The organism is Rhodothermales bacterium (assembly GCA_040221055.1).
Classification (GTDB): Bacteria; Bacteroidota; Rhodothermia; order Rhodothermales; family UBA10348; genus 1-14-0-65-60-17.
The window spans coordinates 184,438-200,972 of sequence record JAVJVN010000012.1 but is presented as its reverse complement, the minus strand read 5'-3'; the positions used below and the strand labels follow the sequence as shown (position 1 = coordinate 200,972).

Here is a 16,535-nt window from a genome sequence, read left to right as displayed (position 1 = left end):
CTGAGGCCCTAGCCGAGTACCCAGTCCACGCCGCGACCCTCTTCCGGGTCCGGGTATCGCCACGTGACCGCGCCCTGGTCGCAGGCATACATGCACGTGCCGCACTCAATGCAGTCCTCGAACTGGAAGTGCACGTCGCCGATTTCGTCCAGCGTGTAACACTTGGCCGGGCAGACATAGGTCGTGCACTTGTGTGGACACGTCGTGTTGCAGATGGACGTGTCCACATCGATGTGGGCCCGCGCCTCCGTCCGTCCCTGGTTCCGGTAGGCCACCAGACCCAGCCGTTGCGCTACGGACAGACCGGCAGGTGTCCCCTTGGGCTTGCCGTTCGCGTCGTTTGAAGCACTCATATCACAACGCCCTCCCTGCTTTCAATCCGAGTTTTACGAGATCCCAATAGGACGAATGCCGCTTGATGGCGGCCCGCAGCATGGCCGAAGCCTTCGGTGTCGTGTCATTGGTCACGCTGAAGAACTGCCGCCCGAAATCACAGACCAGATTGGGAACGTCCGTGAACATCTGTTCGCCGTGCAGCAAGTGCACGGCGTCCTGGAACGACTTCATGTCCTGCATGATGTAACTGGCATCCAGTGCTTTCCGGTAATTGGACATCATGGCACTCGACCAATCGCCGGCCGCACGGGCCTCGAGCACGGTCTCCGCCGCCAGCATGCCGCTGCGCATGGCATAGTCCATGCCCTGGATGGCCTTGCCGGCATTCAGGAGCAAATGCGCCGCTTCGCCAGCAATGAGTACGCCGTCTGCGTATACCTCACGGGGCAACGCCCGGATGTCGCCGGTCGATACCACATGGGCTGAATATTCCACAGGCTCGGCATCGCGGATCATGTCGGCGACCGCTGGATGCGCCTTGAAGTGGTTCAGGAGGTCGTACGGCGTACGCTTCTTCTCCCGGAGATCCTTCATACCGACCACCAAACCGACCGACAGGGAATCCCTGTTCGTGTACAGGAAACCCCCGCCTTCCACGCCGTCCGTCCCGGCACCCACGAATTCGTTCGTGAGGCCGCTTCTCCCGTCCAGCTGGAACCGGTCCGCCAAGCGCTTCTCGTCCAGCTTCAATACTTCCTTGACCCCCACGGCCATGTAGTCGGCCGGAACGTATTCCGCATCCAACCCGATCTGCCGTGTCAACAGGTTGTTGACGCCTTCGGCCAGGATGACACAATCCGCATGGAAGGCTTCGCCGCCAGCCCGGATGCCCACCGCTCTCCCCTCCTCCATGATCACCTCCTCCACCAATACGTCCGTGGCCAGGATGCACTCATCCGGATGCGGCCCGGCGTCAATGGCCTCCTGGACCTTGCCGGCGAGCCACGCATCGAACACCGCACGGAGGACGGTCACCCCGCCATAGGGCGCGGCGTTGAAGGCGGTCGACTTGAAATCCAGGCTGAACGCCGACGTCTGGTCAAGGAAGGACAGTCGGCGGTGATTCACGAACCGCTCGAATCCGGCATCTTCCTCTTCCCAGTAATCAGGGACCAGCCGTGCGAGGTCCGTCCCCCATAGTACGCCCCCGGATACGTTCTTTGAGCCACAGAATGCCCCCCGCTCGATGAGCAGGAATTTGGCCCCGCCCCGAGCCAGGGTCATGGCGGCGCTGAGGCCCGCAATACCTCCTCCAACAATGATGCAGTCGAATTTCTCGTCCATCACGATCCCACGACGGACTTGAGCTCGGCATCAAGCAGCGGCAGGATCTTGAACAGGTCTCCCACCAGACCGTACGCGGCATACTGGAAGATGGCGGCATCGGGATCCTTGTTGACGGCCACGATCACCCGGCTGTTCAGCATGCCGGCCGCGTGCTGGATGGCGCCGGATATTCCGATGGCAAAATACAGATCGGGAGATACGACTTTGCCCGTTTGACCGATCTGTGCCGTCGCCGGGAACAGCCCGGTCTCCACCACGGCACGCGATGCGCCGATGGCGGCACCCAGCGTAGATGCCAGATCCTGGACCAACTGCCGACCGGTCTCGTCACGCACGCCCCGTCCGGCGGCCACCACGACGGAGGCCTCCGACAGGTCGACCGTATCGGTCGCCGAGCGAACCACCTCCTTCAGCGTCTGGACCAGACTGTCGTCATTGAACGCGAAGTCCACCTCCTGCACGGTGCCTTGCACGGGGGCCTTGGTGGCCTCGTACGATCCGGATCGCACGGTCACGAGGACCCGCGGATGCGTAGTGGACGTTTCTGCCATCATCTTTGCGGCCATTACGGGGCGCTCGCCCGTGACAGCGTCGGCCGAAGCGGAGAAGGACGCCACGTCGGGCAGGACCGCGGCGTCCACACGGACGGCGAGCGCCCCCAGGACATCTTTCACCGCCTCTGTACTGGCTGCGGCCACGACACGAGGGGATACCCGGGCAATTGCGGCCTCAAGTCCCGCCAATACGGGCGTATTGACATGGGTCGAGAATATCGGGTTCGACACGGCAAATACCGTGGACGCACCATACTCGTGCAATTCAGCGGCAAAACCGGCTGCATCCGGATGCAACACGACCGCGTCGCAGGCTACGCCCAAGTCAGCGGCCACCACACGGGCTCGCGACAGGACTTCCAGACTGGACCGTTTGATTCGGCCGTCCTGCACCGCGGCCACCACCAGAATACCGTTCATGGATCCTACTCGTTGAGATTATTGCAGCACACCGGCTTCGTTCCGCAGACGCGTCACCAGTTCCGCGACCATGTCGGCGGGTTCCCCTTCCAACAGGCGTCCGGGTTCCCGGGGTTCCGGCGGACGGACCGCGCCCGTCTTGACGCGGGACTCCGGAAGGGACGCGGGCACACGCTCGTGAATGCTTTTCTTCTTGGCCGCCATGATCCCTTTGAGTGAAGGTATCCGCGGGTTGTTCATGTCGTTCGAGCACGTAACCAGGCACGGGCTGGGCATGGACAGGATTTCCTGGCCTGAATCCCCCTGCCGGGTGACCAGAAGATGGGTGTCCTCCATGTCCAGTCCAACGGCGTTGGTGGCATACACCCAACCGAGCCGTTCGGCCAGCATGGAACCCGTCAACCCGGAGTCCGTGTCCTGGGACTGCTTTCCTGCAAGAACCACATCCCAGCTGCCGGACCGGACGTGGTCGGCCAACAGAGCAGACAGCGCCCAGGAGTCCAGGTTCTCTGACGTGACATAGTGCGTGGCGGACGCTGCGCCCATGGCCAACGCCTTGCGGATGGTTTCCTTCGCACTGTCCGGCCCTATGAGCACCACGTCCACCTCGCCTCCGTATTTTTCCGTCAGGACGAGGGCCGCTTCGACCGCCGATGCGTCATACGCATTCAGGACCATCCGGCCGGTCTGGACGTTCGCCTGCACGTCCGGGACCTGTTTGATGCAAACACAAAATTTCATGTAGCGAGCGACTTTTTTGCTATACTGAAAGGTACAACACGACCAACGGCCAACCAACCTTCGAACCTGCCCGAATGACCCTTCACGCTTCTTTCCGACGCGTCTTCAAGCAGGCGGCACATCCGCTGCGCCCGCCCGCGTTGCTGTTGCTATCCTGCTTGATCTGGGGACTGGTCGTGCTCGACCCGACCCATGCCCAACTGGCCAACGCCCGCCTGGGCATCGGCTTGAACACCATGCTCAGCAGCGATGATGGATTGGGGATAGGGTTTCGCGGACGGATGGCGGCGCCCATCAATTCGGACTTGTCTTTCGCCTTCGATGCCGGCCTGACCGGATTCGTGTTCGACGGTCGACGCAATGCCACGTGGATCATCGACCCCCAGGTTTCGCTGATCGTCACGCTCGAAGGCCAGGAAAAAGCACCGTACCTGCTGACGGGTGTTGGCGGCTACATTCCAGTCGGTGAAGACAACGGAACCGAAGGCGGTCCCGCTATCCACGCCGGGGTCGGTTGGGTGAAACTGCTTCGCGAAAGCACCCTGTTCTACGAGATCATCCCGGCCCTCGTCGTCGGTGAAAGCAGTGTGTCGGTGTCCATCCCGTTCCGGATCGGAATCATTTTCTGATTGGCCGGACTCTACCTGCATATCCCATTCTGCACGCAACGATGCGTGTACTGCGATTTCTATTTCGTCACCACGGCGCGATCGACCGCACCGTTCGTCCGCGCACTTGAGCAGGAGATCCGGCTGTATGGCCACCAGTATGCCGACCAGGAACCCCTTGAAACCATCTATTTCGGGGGCGGCACGCCATCGTTGCTCCCGGTGGACGATATCGTGCGGATCCTCAAGACCATCCATGCGTCATTCGACACGTCCAACGTTCAGGAAATCACGCTCGAACTGAACCCGGAAGATGGCACCCCGGAGTACCTGGAGGGCATCCTTTCGGCGGGGGTCAACCGGTTGTCCATCGGGGTCCAATCCTTTTTCGATGCGGATCTCACGTTCATGAACCGTGCGCACAATGCCGCGGCCGCCAAGGAGGTCATCCACAGCGTCCAAAAAGCGGGATTCGGCACCTTCAGCGCCGATCTGATATTCGGACTGCCGGATCAGCCGGTGGAATACTGGTCAGCCAACCTCGAGATCGCTGCCGGCCTGGACATCCCCCACCTGTCCACGTACAGTCTTACGATCGAGAAGGGCACGCCCCTCCACAAACAGATGGCCCGTGGACTGGTGAGTGAAAGTCCGGAAGCGGTATACAACGACCGGTACCTGTTCGCGATGGAATTCCTCAAGGATCGTGGATATGAACACTATGAGATATCGTCCTTCGCCCGGGACGGCCATCGGGCCGTCCACAACCACCGCTATTGGGATCACGCCAATTACATAGGGTGCGGCCCCTCTGCCCACTCCTTCTGGTGGAAAGGGTTACCGGCCCTGCGGTGGTCGAATGTGCGGAACGTGAAGCAATATGAAGCCCTGCTCATGCAACATGTCGCCCCGCTCGACCAGAGGGAACAGCTCGGCCTCGACGCCCTCGCGGACGAACACGTCATGCTCCGGCTGCGAACGGGCGACGGTCTGGACCTCGGCGAACTCGAATCCCGGTATGGCGTTGATCTGCTCGTCGAAAAAGTACAGGAGCTTGCCGATCTTGAAGGATCGGGTCTCATCCTGCCCATCCGAAACAACCGCGTCCGTCTTACTGATCTTGGCAAAACCGTATGCGACTCCGTGACGGCCACGTTGCTGCCCGATTCCTGAACATCCTTTTCGCGGCCGCGCTGGTGACCAGCGGATGTGGCGGCAAGGCCGACGAAGCGTCCGACGTGAATCGCGAAATCCCGTTCACGCCCGAAGGCGTCCTGGACATCTGGCGGGCGGACAGTTCGCTGGTGACGCGTCTGGTGATCGAGCTGGCGGAGAGCGATCAGGAGCAGGCCCAGGGATTGATGTACCGGCGGTCCCTTCCGGAACGCGGCGGGATGTTGTTCGTCAGCCCCGAACCGTCCATGCGGTCCTTCTGGATGCGAAATACGCCCCTGCCTCTCGACATCATTTTCCTTGACGATTCGCTTCGTGTCGTCAACATCGTCAAACGAACGACCCCCTATTCGGAAGAACACATTCTGTCCACGGCGCCAGCCCAATACGTACTGGAGGTCCGCGCCGGCATGAGTGACCGATGGGGCGTCGACAGCACGGCCTACGTCACCTGGGAGCGGCGGGACTTCAGTACCGCGAATCCCTGAATCGACCCACGTCAACTATGCGATTTGTCCTGATACTGGCCGTTTCCTTTTCGCTTTCCGCATCCCTGGCCGCATGTGGCTCCCCGGATTCGGATTCCGGCTCCGATAACAAGCCCTCCGCAGAATCCACCGTGTCCATCCCGTTCCGGGATGACGGGTCGCTCTCGTTCATTCGCGACGGAGAGGTCTTCAAGGATATCCGGATTGAGATTGCCGATACCGACTCCACGCGGACCCGCGGTCTCATGCAGCGGACCTCCCTCCCGACCGATTCGGGCATGTTGTTCCTGTTCGACCGGGAGGAAGAGCAATCCTTCTGGATGGCCAACACGCCACTGGCCCTCGACCTCATCTTCATCCGCGCCGATTCAACCGTGCTGCGGATTGCGAAGTACGTTCAGCCCATGTCGCCCGACCCCGTGACATCGAACGGACCGGCCCGGTTCGTGCTCGAAGTCCCGGCTGGTTACAGCGATACCATCGGCGTGATTGAAGGAGACCGTCTGCGCTGGGAGCGCAACCCCTGATCCAGGGCAGGCCCTGGCTCAAATGGCTTTAAAAGGCTCTCAAAGACCGAAGCTCTCGCCGCAGGCACAGTTCCGGACCGCCTGTGGGTTGTGGAAATGGAACCCCTTGCCCTCCAGGCCATCCGAGAAATCGAGACGGGATCCGTTGAGGTACGCTGCGCTGCGGGCATCGATCACCACGGGGATTCCGTCGATCACATCCGTCGTGTCTTTCTCCGTCACGGTGGTATCCCATCCCAGGTCGTAGGTCAGGCCGGAACATCCGCCGGGGACGACGGCAATCCGCAACCGAGACGCATCCATATCCACATTTTCCGCCGCCGCGGTCTGCAGGATCTTGGCTTTTGCCGGACCACTCAGTTCAATGATCGTTTCTGTGTGCGTCATGACGTTTACATCCTGTGAAGAGTGCGAAAGTTCTCCCCTGCGGGGAAACTAAAGCCGGCTGCACTGTTTATTTAGACCCGTTCCAAAGTGCGCCGTCCACCATATCAATCAGCAGATGAGCACAGAGTTCCTTCAAGAAGTTGCAGATTCCGAGTACAAATACGGATTCGTAACCGACATCGAGTCGGACAAGGCCGCCAATGGGCTGAGCGAAGAAACGGTCCGGTACATCTCCGCCCGGAAAAACGAACCGGAGTGGTTGCTGGAATGGCGGCTCAAGGCGTTGGACCATTTCATGTCCCTGCTCGAGGACAACAAGATTCCGACCTGGGCGCACCTCAAGATCGCTGAAATCGACTTCCAGTCCATTTCCTACTGGTCGTCTCCGAAGAAGAAGCCCACCCTCTCCAGCCTGGACGAGGTTGATCCACAGCTCATTGACACCTTCAATCGGCTGGGCATTCCGTTGATGGAGCAGAAGCGTTTGGCCGGGGTCGCGGTTGACGTGGTCATGGACTCCGTATCCGTGACGACGACCTTCAAGAAGGAACTGGCGGAGAAAGGTGTCATTTTCTGCTCATTCGGCGAAGCCGTCCAGGAGCATCCCGAACTCGTCCGCAAGTACCTGGGAAGCGTCGTTCCCCGAACCGACAACCTGTATGCCGCCCTCAACTCCGCGGTATTCTCCGACGGATCGTTCTGCTATATCCCGAAGGGCGTCCGTTGCCCCATGGAATTGTCCACGTACTTCCGGATAAATGAGGCGGGAACGGGACAATTCGAGCGCACGCTCATCGTGGCCGACGAAGGTTCCTATGTGAGTTATCTGGAGGGGTGCACGGCACCGTCCCGGGACGAAAACCAGTTGCATGCCGCGGTTGTGGAGATCATTGCCCACAAGGACGCCGAAGTGAAGTACTCGACCATCCAGAACTGGTATCCCGGCAGCAAGGAGGGCAAAGGTGGTGTATACAACTTCGTGACCAAGCGCGGCATCTGCGAAGGCAGCGGGTCGAAGATTTCCTGGACCCAGCTCGAAACCGGCAGCGCCATCACGTGGAAGTATCCGTCGGTCATCCTGAAGGGTGACAACTCCGTGGGCGAATTCTACAGCGTGGCCTTCACGAAGGGACATCAACAGGCCGATACGGGGACCAAGATGATCCACATCGGCAAGAACACCACGTCCACCATCATTTCAAAGGGCATCTCAGGCGGACAGAGCCAGAACTCCTACCGGGGACTGGTCAAGATCAACCGGGGTGCCGAGAATGCCCGCAACTTCTCCCAGTGCGACTCGATGTTGCTGGGCGACCGTTGTGGCGCACACACCTTCCCGTATCTGGAAATCAACAACCCTACGGCCAAGGTCGAACACGAGGCCACGACGTCGAAGGTCGGAGAAGACCAGATTTTCTACTGCCAGCAGCGCGGCATCTCGGAGACGGATGCCATAAAGCTCATCGTGAACGGATTCTGCAAGGAAATCCTGGCCAAGTTGCCCATGGAATTTGCTGTCGAAGCGCGCAATCTGTTGGCCATTGAACTCGAAGGCAGTGTAGGCTGAGCCTGCCCTGCCCTGCCCTGACCTGTCCCCCCCCCCATTCGAACCAAATCAGTTGACGATGCTGGATATCAAAAACCTCCACGTCTCCATAGAGGAAGACGGTACGGAAATCCTGAAAGGCCTGGACCTGAAGGTGGGCCCCGGTGAAGTACATGCCATCATGGGCCCGAACGGATCGGGCAAGAGTACGCTCGCATCGGTGCTTGCCGGCCGTGACGGCTACGAAGTCACAGAGGGTACCATTTCATTCCAGGGGGACGACCTCCTGGAGTTGGAAGCGGACGAGCGGGCGCGCAAGGGGCTTTTCCTGGCGTTCCAGTATCCGGTTGAACTGCCGGGTGTCTCGATGTCCAACTTCCTGAAACAGGCCGTTTCTTCGGTCCGCGAATACCGTGGTCTGCCCGATCTGTCGGCCAGCGAGTTCCTCGCGCTCATGCGTGAAAAGGCCGCATTGGTCAACTTGGATCCGTCCCTCAAGGCCCGTGCAGTCAACGAAGGGTTCTCGGGCGGTGAAAAGAAGCGCAACGAGATCTTCCAGTTGGCCATGCTGGATCCCTCGTTGGCCGTGCTGGATGAAACGGATTCGGGACTGGACATCGACGCCCTGCGTGTCGTTGCCGATGGCGTCAACTCGTTGCGCAATGCCAACCGCTCGTTCGTGGTCATTACCCACTACCAGCGCCTGCTCGACTACATCGTACCCGACCATGTCCACGTCCTGGTGGGTGGCCGCATTGTGCGCTCGGGTGGCAAGGAATTGGCACTGGAGCTCGAAGAACGGGGCTACGACTGGATCCGTGAAGAAACCGGAATGATCGCTCAATAATCATGACCACGGAAAAATCATTGGAAACGACGCTGATCGAGTCCTTCGATCAGAAAGTCGGACTGCTCGGAAACGGTACGACCGACCCTTGGCTGGTAGACCGGCGACGCGCCATCAAGCAGTTCGCCGAGGCCGGTTTCCCCGCGGCCAAGTCGGAAGCGTACAAGTACACACCCGTCTCCAAGTGGCTCGGCGATGGGTCATCCCTCGAACTGAATCGTCCGGAAACGTCTCCGACGTCCCCCCTTCAGGATTTCGAAGGATGGCACATCCACACGCTGGATGGGCGCCCGATGAACGCGAACCTCCAAGGGCTGCCCGACGGGGTCACGGTCTCGAGCCTCCGGGAGGCGTATGAAACGCACACCGCCCTCGTCCAGGAGTACCTGTCGAAGGCAGTAGCCGGGAATGCCGATCCATTCGCATCGCTTGCCACGGCTTTTGCGGACGATGGCGTGTTCATCCATGTTGCCGAAGGCGTGCACCTGGACAAACCGCTGTACATACACCACTCCCGGCTATCGACCAACGGGTTCATCCAGCCACGCGTGCTGCTGGTGGCCGCCCGCAACGCGCATGCCCACGTGGTTGAGCACTTCGGTCCGGCCGGTGCCGGTACGTCGTTCGAAAATCGCGTCGTGGAGATGTTCGTGGGTGCAGAAGCCAATGTCCGGCACCTGGTCATTTTCGAACGGGAGCCGCAAGCCCGTTTCGTCAACACGTTGCATGTGCATCAGGCCGAGTCCAGCGTATTCTCCACCAATCACATTACGCTCGGTGGCGATCTCGTCCGGCACAACCTGCATTTCCTTCCGGACGCCGAGCACTGCGAGACCCATTTGAACGGTCTCTACATTGCGCGGAACGGTTCCCATATCGACAATCACACGATGGTGGATCACGCCAAGCCCAATTGCTTCTCGAACGAGTTGTTCAAGGGCATCATTGCCGACGGCTCCACCGGTGTTTTCAACGGCAAGGTCCTGGTTCGACAGGATGCCCAGAAGATCAATGCCTACCAGTCTTCCAAGAGCATCCTCCTGGACCGGTCCGCCCGGATTTTCGCGAAGCCGGAATTGGAAATCTACGCGGACGATGTGAAGTGCAGTCACGGAGCGACCACGGGCGAACTGGACAAAGAAGCCCTCTTTTACCTGCAAAGCCGCGGAATTCCGGCGAAGCGCGCCCGCACCATGCTCATTGAAGCCTTTGCCCGTGACGTGATTGAACTCGTCACCATCGAGCCCTTGCGCGACTACCTGAACACACGCATAACAGAACAGCTGTCCTTGTGATCGCATCCCCTCCCGATATCCGCCGGGACTTTCCAGCACTCGCCACCCACGTTCACGGCTACCCCGTGGCCTACCTGGACAATGCGGCGACGGCCCAGAAGCCCCAGGCCGTCCTGGACCGGATGGCGCACTATTACCGGGAGGAGAATGCCAACGTACACCGGGGTGTGCATACCCTCAGTCAGTTGGCCACGACGGCGTTCGAAGCCGCCCGGGATCGCATCCAGTCGTACATCGGGGCCGCCAACCGTTCGGAAATCGTATTCACCCGGGGGACGACGGACGCCATCAACCTGGTGGCATCATCGTGGGGTCGCACGAATCTGGGTCCCGGAAAGACGGTGCTGCTCACGGCCATGGAGCACCACTCCAACATTGTCCCCTGGCAACTCATCTGTGCCGAAACCGGCGCCCGCGTCCGCGCCGTGCACGTACTGGAGAACGGGGAGTTGGATTACGAAGACTACCAGCGCGCACTCATGGAAGACGATGTCGCCATCGTAGGTGTGGTGCACGCATCGAACACGTTGGGTACCGTGAATCCCGTGAAGCGGATGATTGCGGATGCACACGCCTTCGGGGTACCGGTACTCCTGGACGGTGCCCAGGCCCTGCCGCATGGTCCCGTCAACGTCCAGGACCTGGACTGCGATTTCTACTGCTTCTCCAGCCACAAGGCGTTCGGACCCACCGGCTTCGGCGTACTGTACGGCAAGGAGGCCCTGCTGGACGACATGCCCCCGTACCAAGGTGGCGGTGACATGATCGAAGAGGTGGATTTCAGCGGGACGACGTTCAATGAACTGCCCCACAAGTTCGAGGCGGGCACGCCCCATATTGCAGGCGCCATCGGATTCGCCGCCGCCCTGGACTACGTGGAATCCGTGGGTCATGCCTGGATCCGGACCCAGGAACAGGATCTCCTGGCCCGGGCCACCCGCGCTCTGACCGAGTTGCCGGGACTCAGGATTGTGGGAACAGCCCGCGACAAAGTGTCGGTGGTCTCATTCCTTCTGGGTGATGCCCATCCGTATGATGTCGGCACCATCCTGGACCGGCTGGGCATTGCGGTCCGTACGGGCCACCACTGCACCCAACCCCTCATGAAGCGCTTCGGCATTCCCGGGACGGTCCGAGCATCCTTCGCGTTCTACAATACGACGGACGAAATCGACCGATTGGTCGATGGCCTCCGCAAGGCCCACAAGATGCTGTCATGACCGAGATCCAGGACCGTGCACGTGCGCTCGTGGACGAATTTGCGATGTTTGATGACTGGATGGACAAATACCAGTACCTGATAGACCTGGGGGCGTCAGTACCGGCCATCGAAGACGCCTTCCGGACAGACACCTACCGGATCCAGGGATGTCAGGCCCAGGTGTGGTTGCACGCCGAGCCCCACGGCCAACGCATCCATTTCACAGCCGATTCCGACGCCCAGATTACCCGCGGCCTCATTGCCGCCCTGCTCCGCGTCCTCAATGACCAGCCCGCAGAATCCGTTGCTGCGGCCGACCTGTCCTTCCTGGATGAGATCGGAATGAAGGAGCACCTTTCGCCGACGCGGAAGAACGGACTCGACAGCATGATCAAACAGATCCGGCTCTATGCAGCCGCGATTGCAGCCTCCCAATCCGAATGACCGATCCCAAGCCCGAAACGACCAAAGACGGCAAGACGCCTTCGGGACATGTCGTGGATGCCAGTTCCGCATTGAATGCGCCGAAGAGCGATGACGCATCGGTCGAAATCGATCTCTCGGACGAGCCCACCGATGAGGAGCTCGAGGCCAAGATCGTCGAGGCCATCAAGACGGTGTATGACCCCGAGATCCCGGTCAACGTATACGATCTGGGCCTCATTTACGGGGTCGACATCAATCCCGACCGGACGGTGCTGATCACCATGACGCTGACCACCCCGAACTGCCCGGCTGCCGGGTTCCTTCCAGGTCAGGTGGAGCAGCGCGTGCGGCACTTGCGGCACGTCCGGGATGCCCGTGTCGAAATCACGTTCGATCCCCCGTTCACGCCGGACATGATGTCCGACGAAGCCAAATTGGAACTCGGTTTCCTGTAACCTTTTCCAACCCCGTTTGCATCCGGGAGTAGTTGGGGTAAATTGTCCTTTTACAACCCACTACCTCCATGCGACACTTCCTCTTTGCCACCTTTCTGGTGGTCCTCCTCGCATTACCTGCGTCCTCCAGTGCCCAGAACCGTGTCGCCCTCCTGACGGACATCAACGGTACCGTCGAAGTGGCCCGCGCGGGCTCGCAATCCTTCGCTCCTGCCGAATGGGGCACCCAACTCTTCGAAGGCGATCGAATCCGCACGGCCGAGAACGCCCGGACCGCCCTCCTCTTCGCCAACGGCAACATGCTGTCCCTCGAGGGGAATGCCAGCATGACGGTCAGCGCATCTTCCATAGCATCCCCGGCCTTGTCGGGACCCGTCCGCGAACTCGATGGCGAGCTGCTGGCCGTAGCGTCCGACGTCATGTTGCACCGGGCCGGGGAAGGTGAGATTGCCGTCCTGGGCGGCCTCAGGAACGCGCCCTCTTCGGAGGCCTTGCAAGCAGCCTACCCCGTGAATACGCTCATACCGAACGCGGTACCCACGTTTTCATGGACGGCCGTGGACGGTTTCGACCTGTACACCATCAAGGTGCAATCCGCAGGTACCACCATCTGGTCCGGAGCAACGGATGCCTCGGAACTCCAGTACCCTGCCACGGCCCCTGCGCTGGTTTCCGGCGTGAGCTACTACTGGCAGGTCGAAGCCGAGGACATGCTCGACGTGGTCTCTTCTCCACTCTACTCGTTTGAAGTGGCGGATGACGAAACGGCCGCGTCTGTCGAGGCCAACCGGGCCCGCATCCAGTCCATGTTTCACGGACAGACCGAGTCCAGCGAATTCTGGTACGTGCTCGGGACGTATTACGCGGGACAGGACCTCCTCGGCGATGCCGTCATCGCGTTCAACCGGATCGCCACGCAGCATCCCCAGTCTGCTTCCGTTCACCGGATCCTCGGCCGTCTGTACAGCCAGACGGGCCAGAAAGACGCCGCAATCCAGGCTCTCCAGAAAGCCGTAAGTCTTTCGCAGAAAGACTGACGGCCGGCCCGTTCTGTTTTGTATTGACCCGACATTGGTCGACCACCTGCGTTGACCTGACCTGGACCTGATTACCATGCGCCTCCTCCATACCCTCATCCTCCTGTCCATGTTGATTCCCGGGGTGGCCCGAGCACAGGATGCGCCGCAAGACGCTGCCGCGCTGCCGGACTCGGTGAATCTGGAGCAGCGATTGACGGTGAAGCCGGTCGTGGAAGCATGGTTGGAACAGGCCATGCGGGCGAGCACTGCGTCCGAGCGGGACGCATGGACGATCCGAGCCGGGGCCCTGGCCCGCGCCTTCCAGGATACCTATGGCGAGTCCTCCCTCATGGTGCGGGTGGAGGCGGCACGAACCTGGTCCGCGGAGCAGCGGGCCGTTAAACTGCACGCCGACAGCCTGTATGACGAGGCGTTTGCCCGTCGGAGCGACGCCGAAACCCGGGGAGAAGCGCACGCCCTGTACCTCCAGGCGCTGGAACTCTACCGCGGAATCGGCGACCTGGCTGGCGAAGCCGAGACCCTCGGTCAGCTCGGATACGTGAACTGGTGGCTGGACCCCGAGCGGGCACTATACCGGTCATGGAACGAACAGGCGCTTGAAAAGCGGCGCGAACTTGGCGACCTGCAACTCGTCGGCAACAGCCTGAATGACCTTGGGGTGTACCATCGCGTCATTTCACGTGAGCCGGAACGGGCTCTGGCGTACTACCTCGAGGCCGAGGGCATCCGGTGGAACATAGGCGATTCCCTTGCCCAGAGCCGGATGATCCCGAACATTGCCCTCTCCTATGAGGCCCTCGGCGATTACGATGCGGCGACGACATACTTCCAGAAAGGTGCCGAACTCTACATTGCCGTGGGTGACACGGCCCGGTCCATCGGCCAGCGCAACAATGCCATCGGACTGCTGACCGATTACATGGAGATGCATTCGGACGCGCTCGTGGAGCTGCTCCGACTGAAGTCCGATCTGCGCGCCATCAACGATGCACGTGCAGAAGCCCTCGTGTCCAACTCCATGGGTATTGTCTACCGGCGCCTCGGGGACTTCGAATCCGCCATCCAGCACTACCAGGAGGTCATCCGCCTGGCCGAGGAGCATGACCTGCCCGACCTTCTGGCCAGTGCCCAGAACAACATCGGCGTGGTCTTCATCTGGACCGGCCGGCCGGATCGGGCGGTGCCGTGGTTCGAGCGCTCGCTGGGGTTGTCCCGGGAGCAGGACGATCCGGAGGGCGAATTGAACGCCATGGTCAATCTGGGCAGCGCTCACTTCGAGTCGCGTGAATACCAGCAATCCCTGGACTTCCTGGACCAGGCCCGGACCCTGGCCGATACGCTCTCCAGCGTCCCGACCCTGGGCACCATCCATACCGGTCTCGGAAACGCCCTCCTCCGTTCGGGCCGCCCGGACGCGGCCACCGAACAGTACATGGAGGCACTGGATATTGCCCGCGAGTGGTCTCTTCCCGAGTTGGAAATCGGAGCGTTGTTCGGGTTGGGCGATGTGGCCGAACAGTCCGGACAGGCCGACCAGGCCTACGCCTGGTACGAGCAGGGCTTTGGCGCCATGGAATCCACCCGGGGGTTGCTACGGGCTTCCGAGGACAAGGCGGGCTGGTTGGCCCAGAGTCGCTACTTGTTTGAGGACGTCGTGGACTTCCTGACCCAGGAAGCCATTCACACGGGCGATTCCCGTTGGACCGAAGCGGCCTTCAACGTATCGGAGATGGCGCGCGCGCGGGCCTTCTCGGATCAACTGGCCGAGTCCATTGCCCGGATTGACGTAGGCGTCGACGCCGAACTGCTCTCCGATCAGCAGATCCTGACCGACAATCTGGTGTACTTGCGCCAGGAGCTGCTGGACGCGCCCGATGCCGCTGCGCGTGCCGCGTTGAAGGCCCAGATCCGGGAACAGGAACAGGAATTCGACCGCGTGGAACGGGCCCTCCGTGAACAGAATCCGGCTTATGCAGATCTGCGCTACCCGGATCCGATCGACCTCGCGGGTCTGCAGGGCACGCTCCGTCCCGGACAAGTCGTGCTTGCCTATGCGGTCGGCGACTCAAGCTCCACACTGTGGGCCATCTCCCCGGACCAGGCGGACATCCACCTGCTGCCCGTCCGCAGCGACCTCTCCACCCGGATTGACGTGCTGCGGTTCGCGCTGCAGGATCCGGCCCGCGTCAGTCCCGCCCAGTACGCAGAGACCGCCGGCCAGCTTCATGACATCCTGATCGGTCCGGCTTCCGACCTGGTCGCGGCGGCTTCCCACGTCACGATCATTGCGGATGATGCACTGCACTATGTGCCGTTCGATGCGCTCGTGGTGGAACCCGGAACGTCCTGGGCGACGCACCGCTACCTCGTGAATGACGCAGCCGTGTCGTACGTGCAGTCGGCCAGTGTGCTTCAGCAGCTTTCCGGGCGCGTGGCCCGAGCCCCTTCCAAACAGTTGCTGGCCATCGGAAACCCTGATTTCGGCGGTACGAATACGTTCGCCGCGCTGCGTGGGGCATCCCTGGCGCCCCTGCCCTTCACGGGCGATGAAGTGCGTGCCATTTCCGGCGTATTCGATGTCGGCAGCGTGGATGTCCTGACGGGCGATGACGCTACGGAAGCCGCCGTCCGGGAGCGCGTGGCCGGCGATTCCTACCGATTCGTCCATTTTGCCACGCACGGGCTGATAGATGATGACCGCCCGGATTTCTCGGCGCTCGCGCTTACCCGCGGCGCATCGAGGGGCGAGGGCCTGCTGCAGGCATCCGAAATATTCAATCTGCGGATTCCATCCGACGTGGTCGTCCTGTCGGCGTGCGAGACGGGCCTCGGACAACTCATCCAGGGCGAAGGCATGGTGGGCTTGACGCGGGCGTTCATGTACGCCGGTGCCGCATCGGTCGTCGCCAGTCTCTGGAGTGTGGCCGATGCCACCACCGCCGAGCTCATGACGCATCTTTATGCGGGCATGATCACGGACGGCGAGCCTGTGGCCGACGCGCTTCGTGCATCGAAACGTACCATGTTGGCCGACGAGACCACGGCCCACCCCTTCTACTGGGCGCCATTCGTGCACTTCGGTGCGCACGAATAACGCTTCACACAACGACATATCCGGCTTTTTTCACGTATTATTTCTTGTAC

At 61.0% G+C, this 16,535-nt stretch carries 17 protein-coding genes; 12 read left to right on the top strand and 5 right to left on the bottom strand.

Features of this window, described 5'->3' with window-relative positions; all coding sequences use genetic code 11:
* Positions 1–8 precede the first annotated feature (8 nt).
* From RIE53_06600 to RIE53_06585, 4 genes are read right to left on the bottom strand one after another with little or no spacing between them, the layout of a single operon-like run.
* Complete coding sequence (locus RIE53_06600; GenBank protein ID MEQ9104352.1) at positions 9–353, bottom strand: 4Fe-4S binding protein; 345 nt, start codon at positions 351–353, stop codon at positions 9–11.
* A gap of 1 nt (position 354) precedes the next feature.
* On the bottom strand, positions 355–1,680 hold the full coding sequence (locus RIE53_06595) for an FAD-dependent oxidoreductase (GenBank protein ID MEQ9104351.1): 1,326 nt from the start codon (positions 1,678–1,680) through the stop codon (positions 355–357).
* The gene (locus RIE53_06590; GenBank protein ID MEQ9104350.1) at positions 1,680–2,657 is read right to left on the bottom strand and encodes an electron transfer flavoprotein subunit alpha/FixB family protein; all 978 of its coding nucleotides are present in this window, start codon (positions 2,655–2,657) and stop codon (positions 1,680–1,682) included. The genes RIE53_06595 and RIE53_06590 overlap by 1 nt, the downstream gene beginning before the upstream one ends.
* A gap of 18 nt (positions 2,658–2,675) precedes the next feature.
* A complete protein-coding gene (locus RIE53_06585; protein MEQ9104349.1) occupies positions 2,676–3,398 on the bottom strand; it encodes an electron transfer flavoprotein subunit beta/FixA family protein in 723 nt (240 codons plus the stop codon).
* Between the two features lie 74 nt (positions 3,399–3,472).
* On the opposite strand from RIE53_06585, the gene RIE53_06580 reads away from it, so the two are divergent.
* From RIE53_06580 to RIE53_06565, 4 genes are read left to right on the top strand one after another with little or no spacing between them, the layout of a single operon-like run.
* A complete protein-coding gene (locus tag RIE53_06580; protein MEQ9104348.1) occupies positions 3,473–4,027 on the top strand; it encodes a hypothetical protein in 555 nt (184 codons plus the stop codon).
* Entirely contained in the window at positions 4,028–5,179 is a 1,152-nt protein-coding gene (gene hemW, locus RIE53_06575; protein MEQ9104347.1) for a radical SAM family heme chaperone HemW, read from the top strand.
* Positions 5,140–5,667 carry a DUF192 domain-containing protein gene (locus RIE53_06570; protein ID MEQ9104346.1) on the top strand — a complete coding sequence of 176 codons (528 nt, stop codon included), beginning with the start codon at positions 5,140–5,142 and terminating at the stop codon, positions 5,665–5,667. The genes hemW and RIE53_06570 overlap by 40 nt, the downstream gene beginning before the upstream one ends.
* 17 nt (positions 5,668–5,684) lie before the next feature.
* Positions 5,685–6,194 (top strand): DUF192 domain-containing protein, encoded by a 510-nt coding sequence (locus tag RIE53_06565; GenBank protein ID MEQ9104345.1) that lies wholly within the window; start codon positions 5,685–5,687, stop codon positions 6,192–6,194.
* 39 nt (positions 6,195–6,233) lie between these two features.
* Here the strand turns inward: RIE53_06565 and RIE53_06560 are convergent, their stop codons facing one another.
* Positions 6,234–6,581, bottom strand: a complete 348-nt coding sequence (locus tag RIE53_06560; protein ID MEQ9104344.1) for an iron-sulfur cluster assembly accessory protein — start codon at positions 6,579–6,581, stop codon at positions 6,234–6,236.
* 115 nt (positions 6,582–6,696) lie between these two features.
* Here RIE53_06560 and sufB point away from each other — a divergent pair, with 115 nt between their 5' ends.
* The 8 genes from sufB (at position 6,697) to RIE53_06520 (ending at position 16,485) form a co-directional block, all read left to right on the top strand.
* The gene (gene sufB, locus RIE53_06555; GenBank protein MEQ9104343.1) at positions 6,697–8,148 is read left to right on the top strand and encodes a Fe-S cluster assembly protein SufB; all 1,452 of its coding nucleotides are present in this window, start codon (positions 6,697–6,699) and stop codon (positions 8,146–8,148) included.
* Between the two features lie 58 nt (positions 8,149–8,206).
* Complete coding sequence (sufC, locus tag RIE53_06550) at positions 8,207–8,974, top strand: Fe-S cluster assembly ATPase SufC (protein ID MEQ9104342.1); 768 nt, start codon at positions 8,207–8,209, stop codon at positions 8,972–8,974.
* Between the two features lie 2 nt (positions 8,975–8,976).
* Complete coding sequence (gene sufD / locus RIE53_06545; protein MEQ9104341.1) at positions 8,977–10,269, top strand: Fe-S cluster assembly protein SufD; 1,293 nt, start codon at positions 8,977–8,979, stop codon at positions 10,267–10,269.
* Positions 10,266–11,489 (top strand): SufS family cysteine desulfurase, encoded by a 1,224-nt coding sequence (locus RIE53_06540; GenBank protein MEQ9104340.1) that lies wholly within the window; start codon positions 10,266–10,268, stop codon positions 11,487–11,489. Before sufD ends, RIE53_06540 begins: the two co-directional genes overlap by 4 nt.
* On the top strand, positions 11,486–11,914 hold the full coding sequence (locus tag RIE53_06535; protein MEQ9104339.1) for a SufE family protein: 429 nt from the start codon (positions 11,486–11,488) through the stop codon (positions 11,912–11,914). Before RIE53_06540 ends, RIE53_06535 begins: the two co-directional genes overlap by 4 nt.
* Positions 11,911–12,351 carry a DUF59 domain-containing protein gene (locus tag RIE53_06530; GenBank protein MEQ9104338.1) on the top strand — a complete coding sequence of 147 codons (441 nt, stop codon included), beginning with the start codon at positions 11,911–11,913 and terminating at the stop codon, positions 12,349–12,351. The genes RIE53_06535 and RIE53_06530 overlap by 4 nt, the downstream gene beginning before the upstream one ends.
* A gap of 68 nt (positions 12,352–12,419) precedes the next feature.
* Positions 12,420–13,388 carry a tetratricopeptide repeat protein gene (locus RIE53_06525; protein MEQ9104337.1) on the top strand — a complete coding sequence of 323 codons (969 nt, stop codon included), beginning with the start codon at positions 12,420–12,422 and terminating at the stop codon, positions 13,386–13,388.
* A 76-nt stretch (positions 13,389–13,464) separates the two neighbouring features.
* A complete protein-coding gene (locus RIE53_06520; protein MEQ9104336.1) occupies positions 13,465–16,485 on the top strand; it encodes a CHAT domain-containing tetratricopeptide repeat protein in 3,021 nt (1,006 codons plus the stop codon).
* Positions 16,486–16,535: the final 50 nt, after the last annotated feature.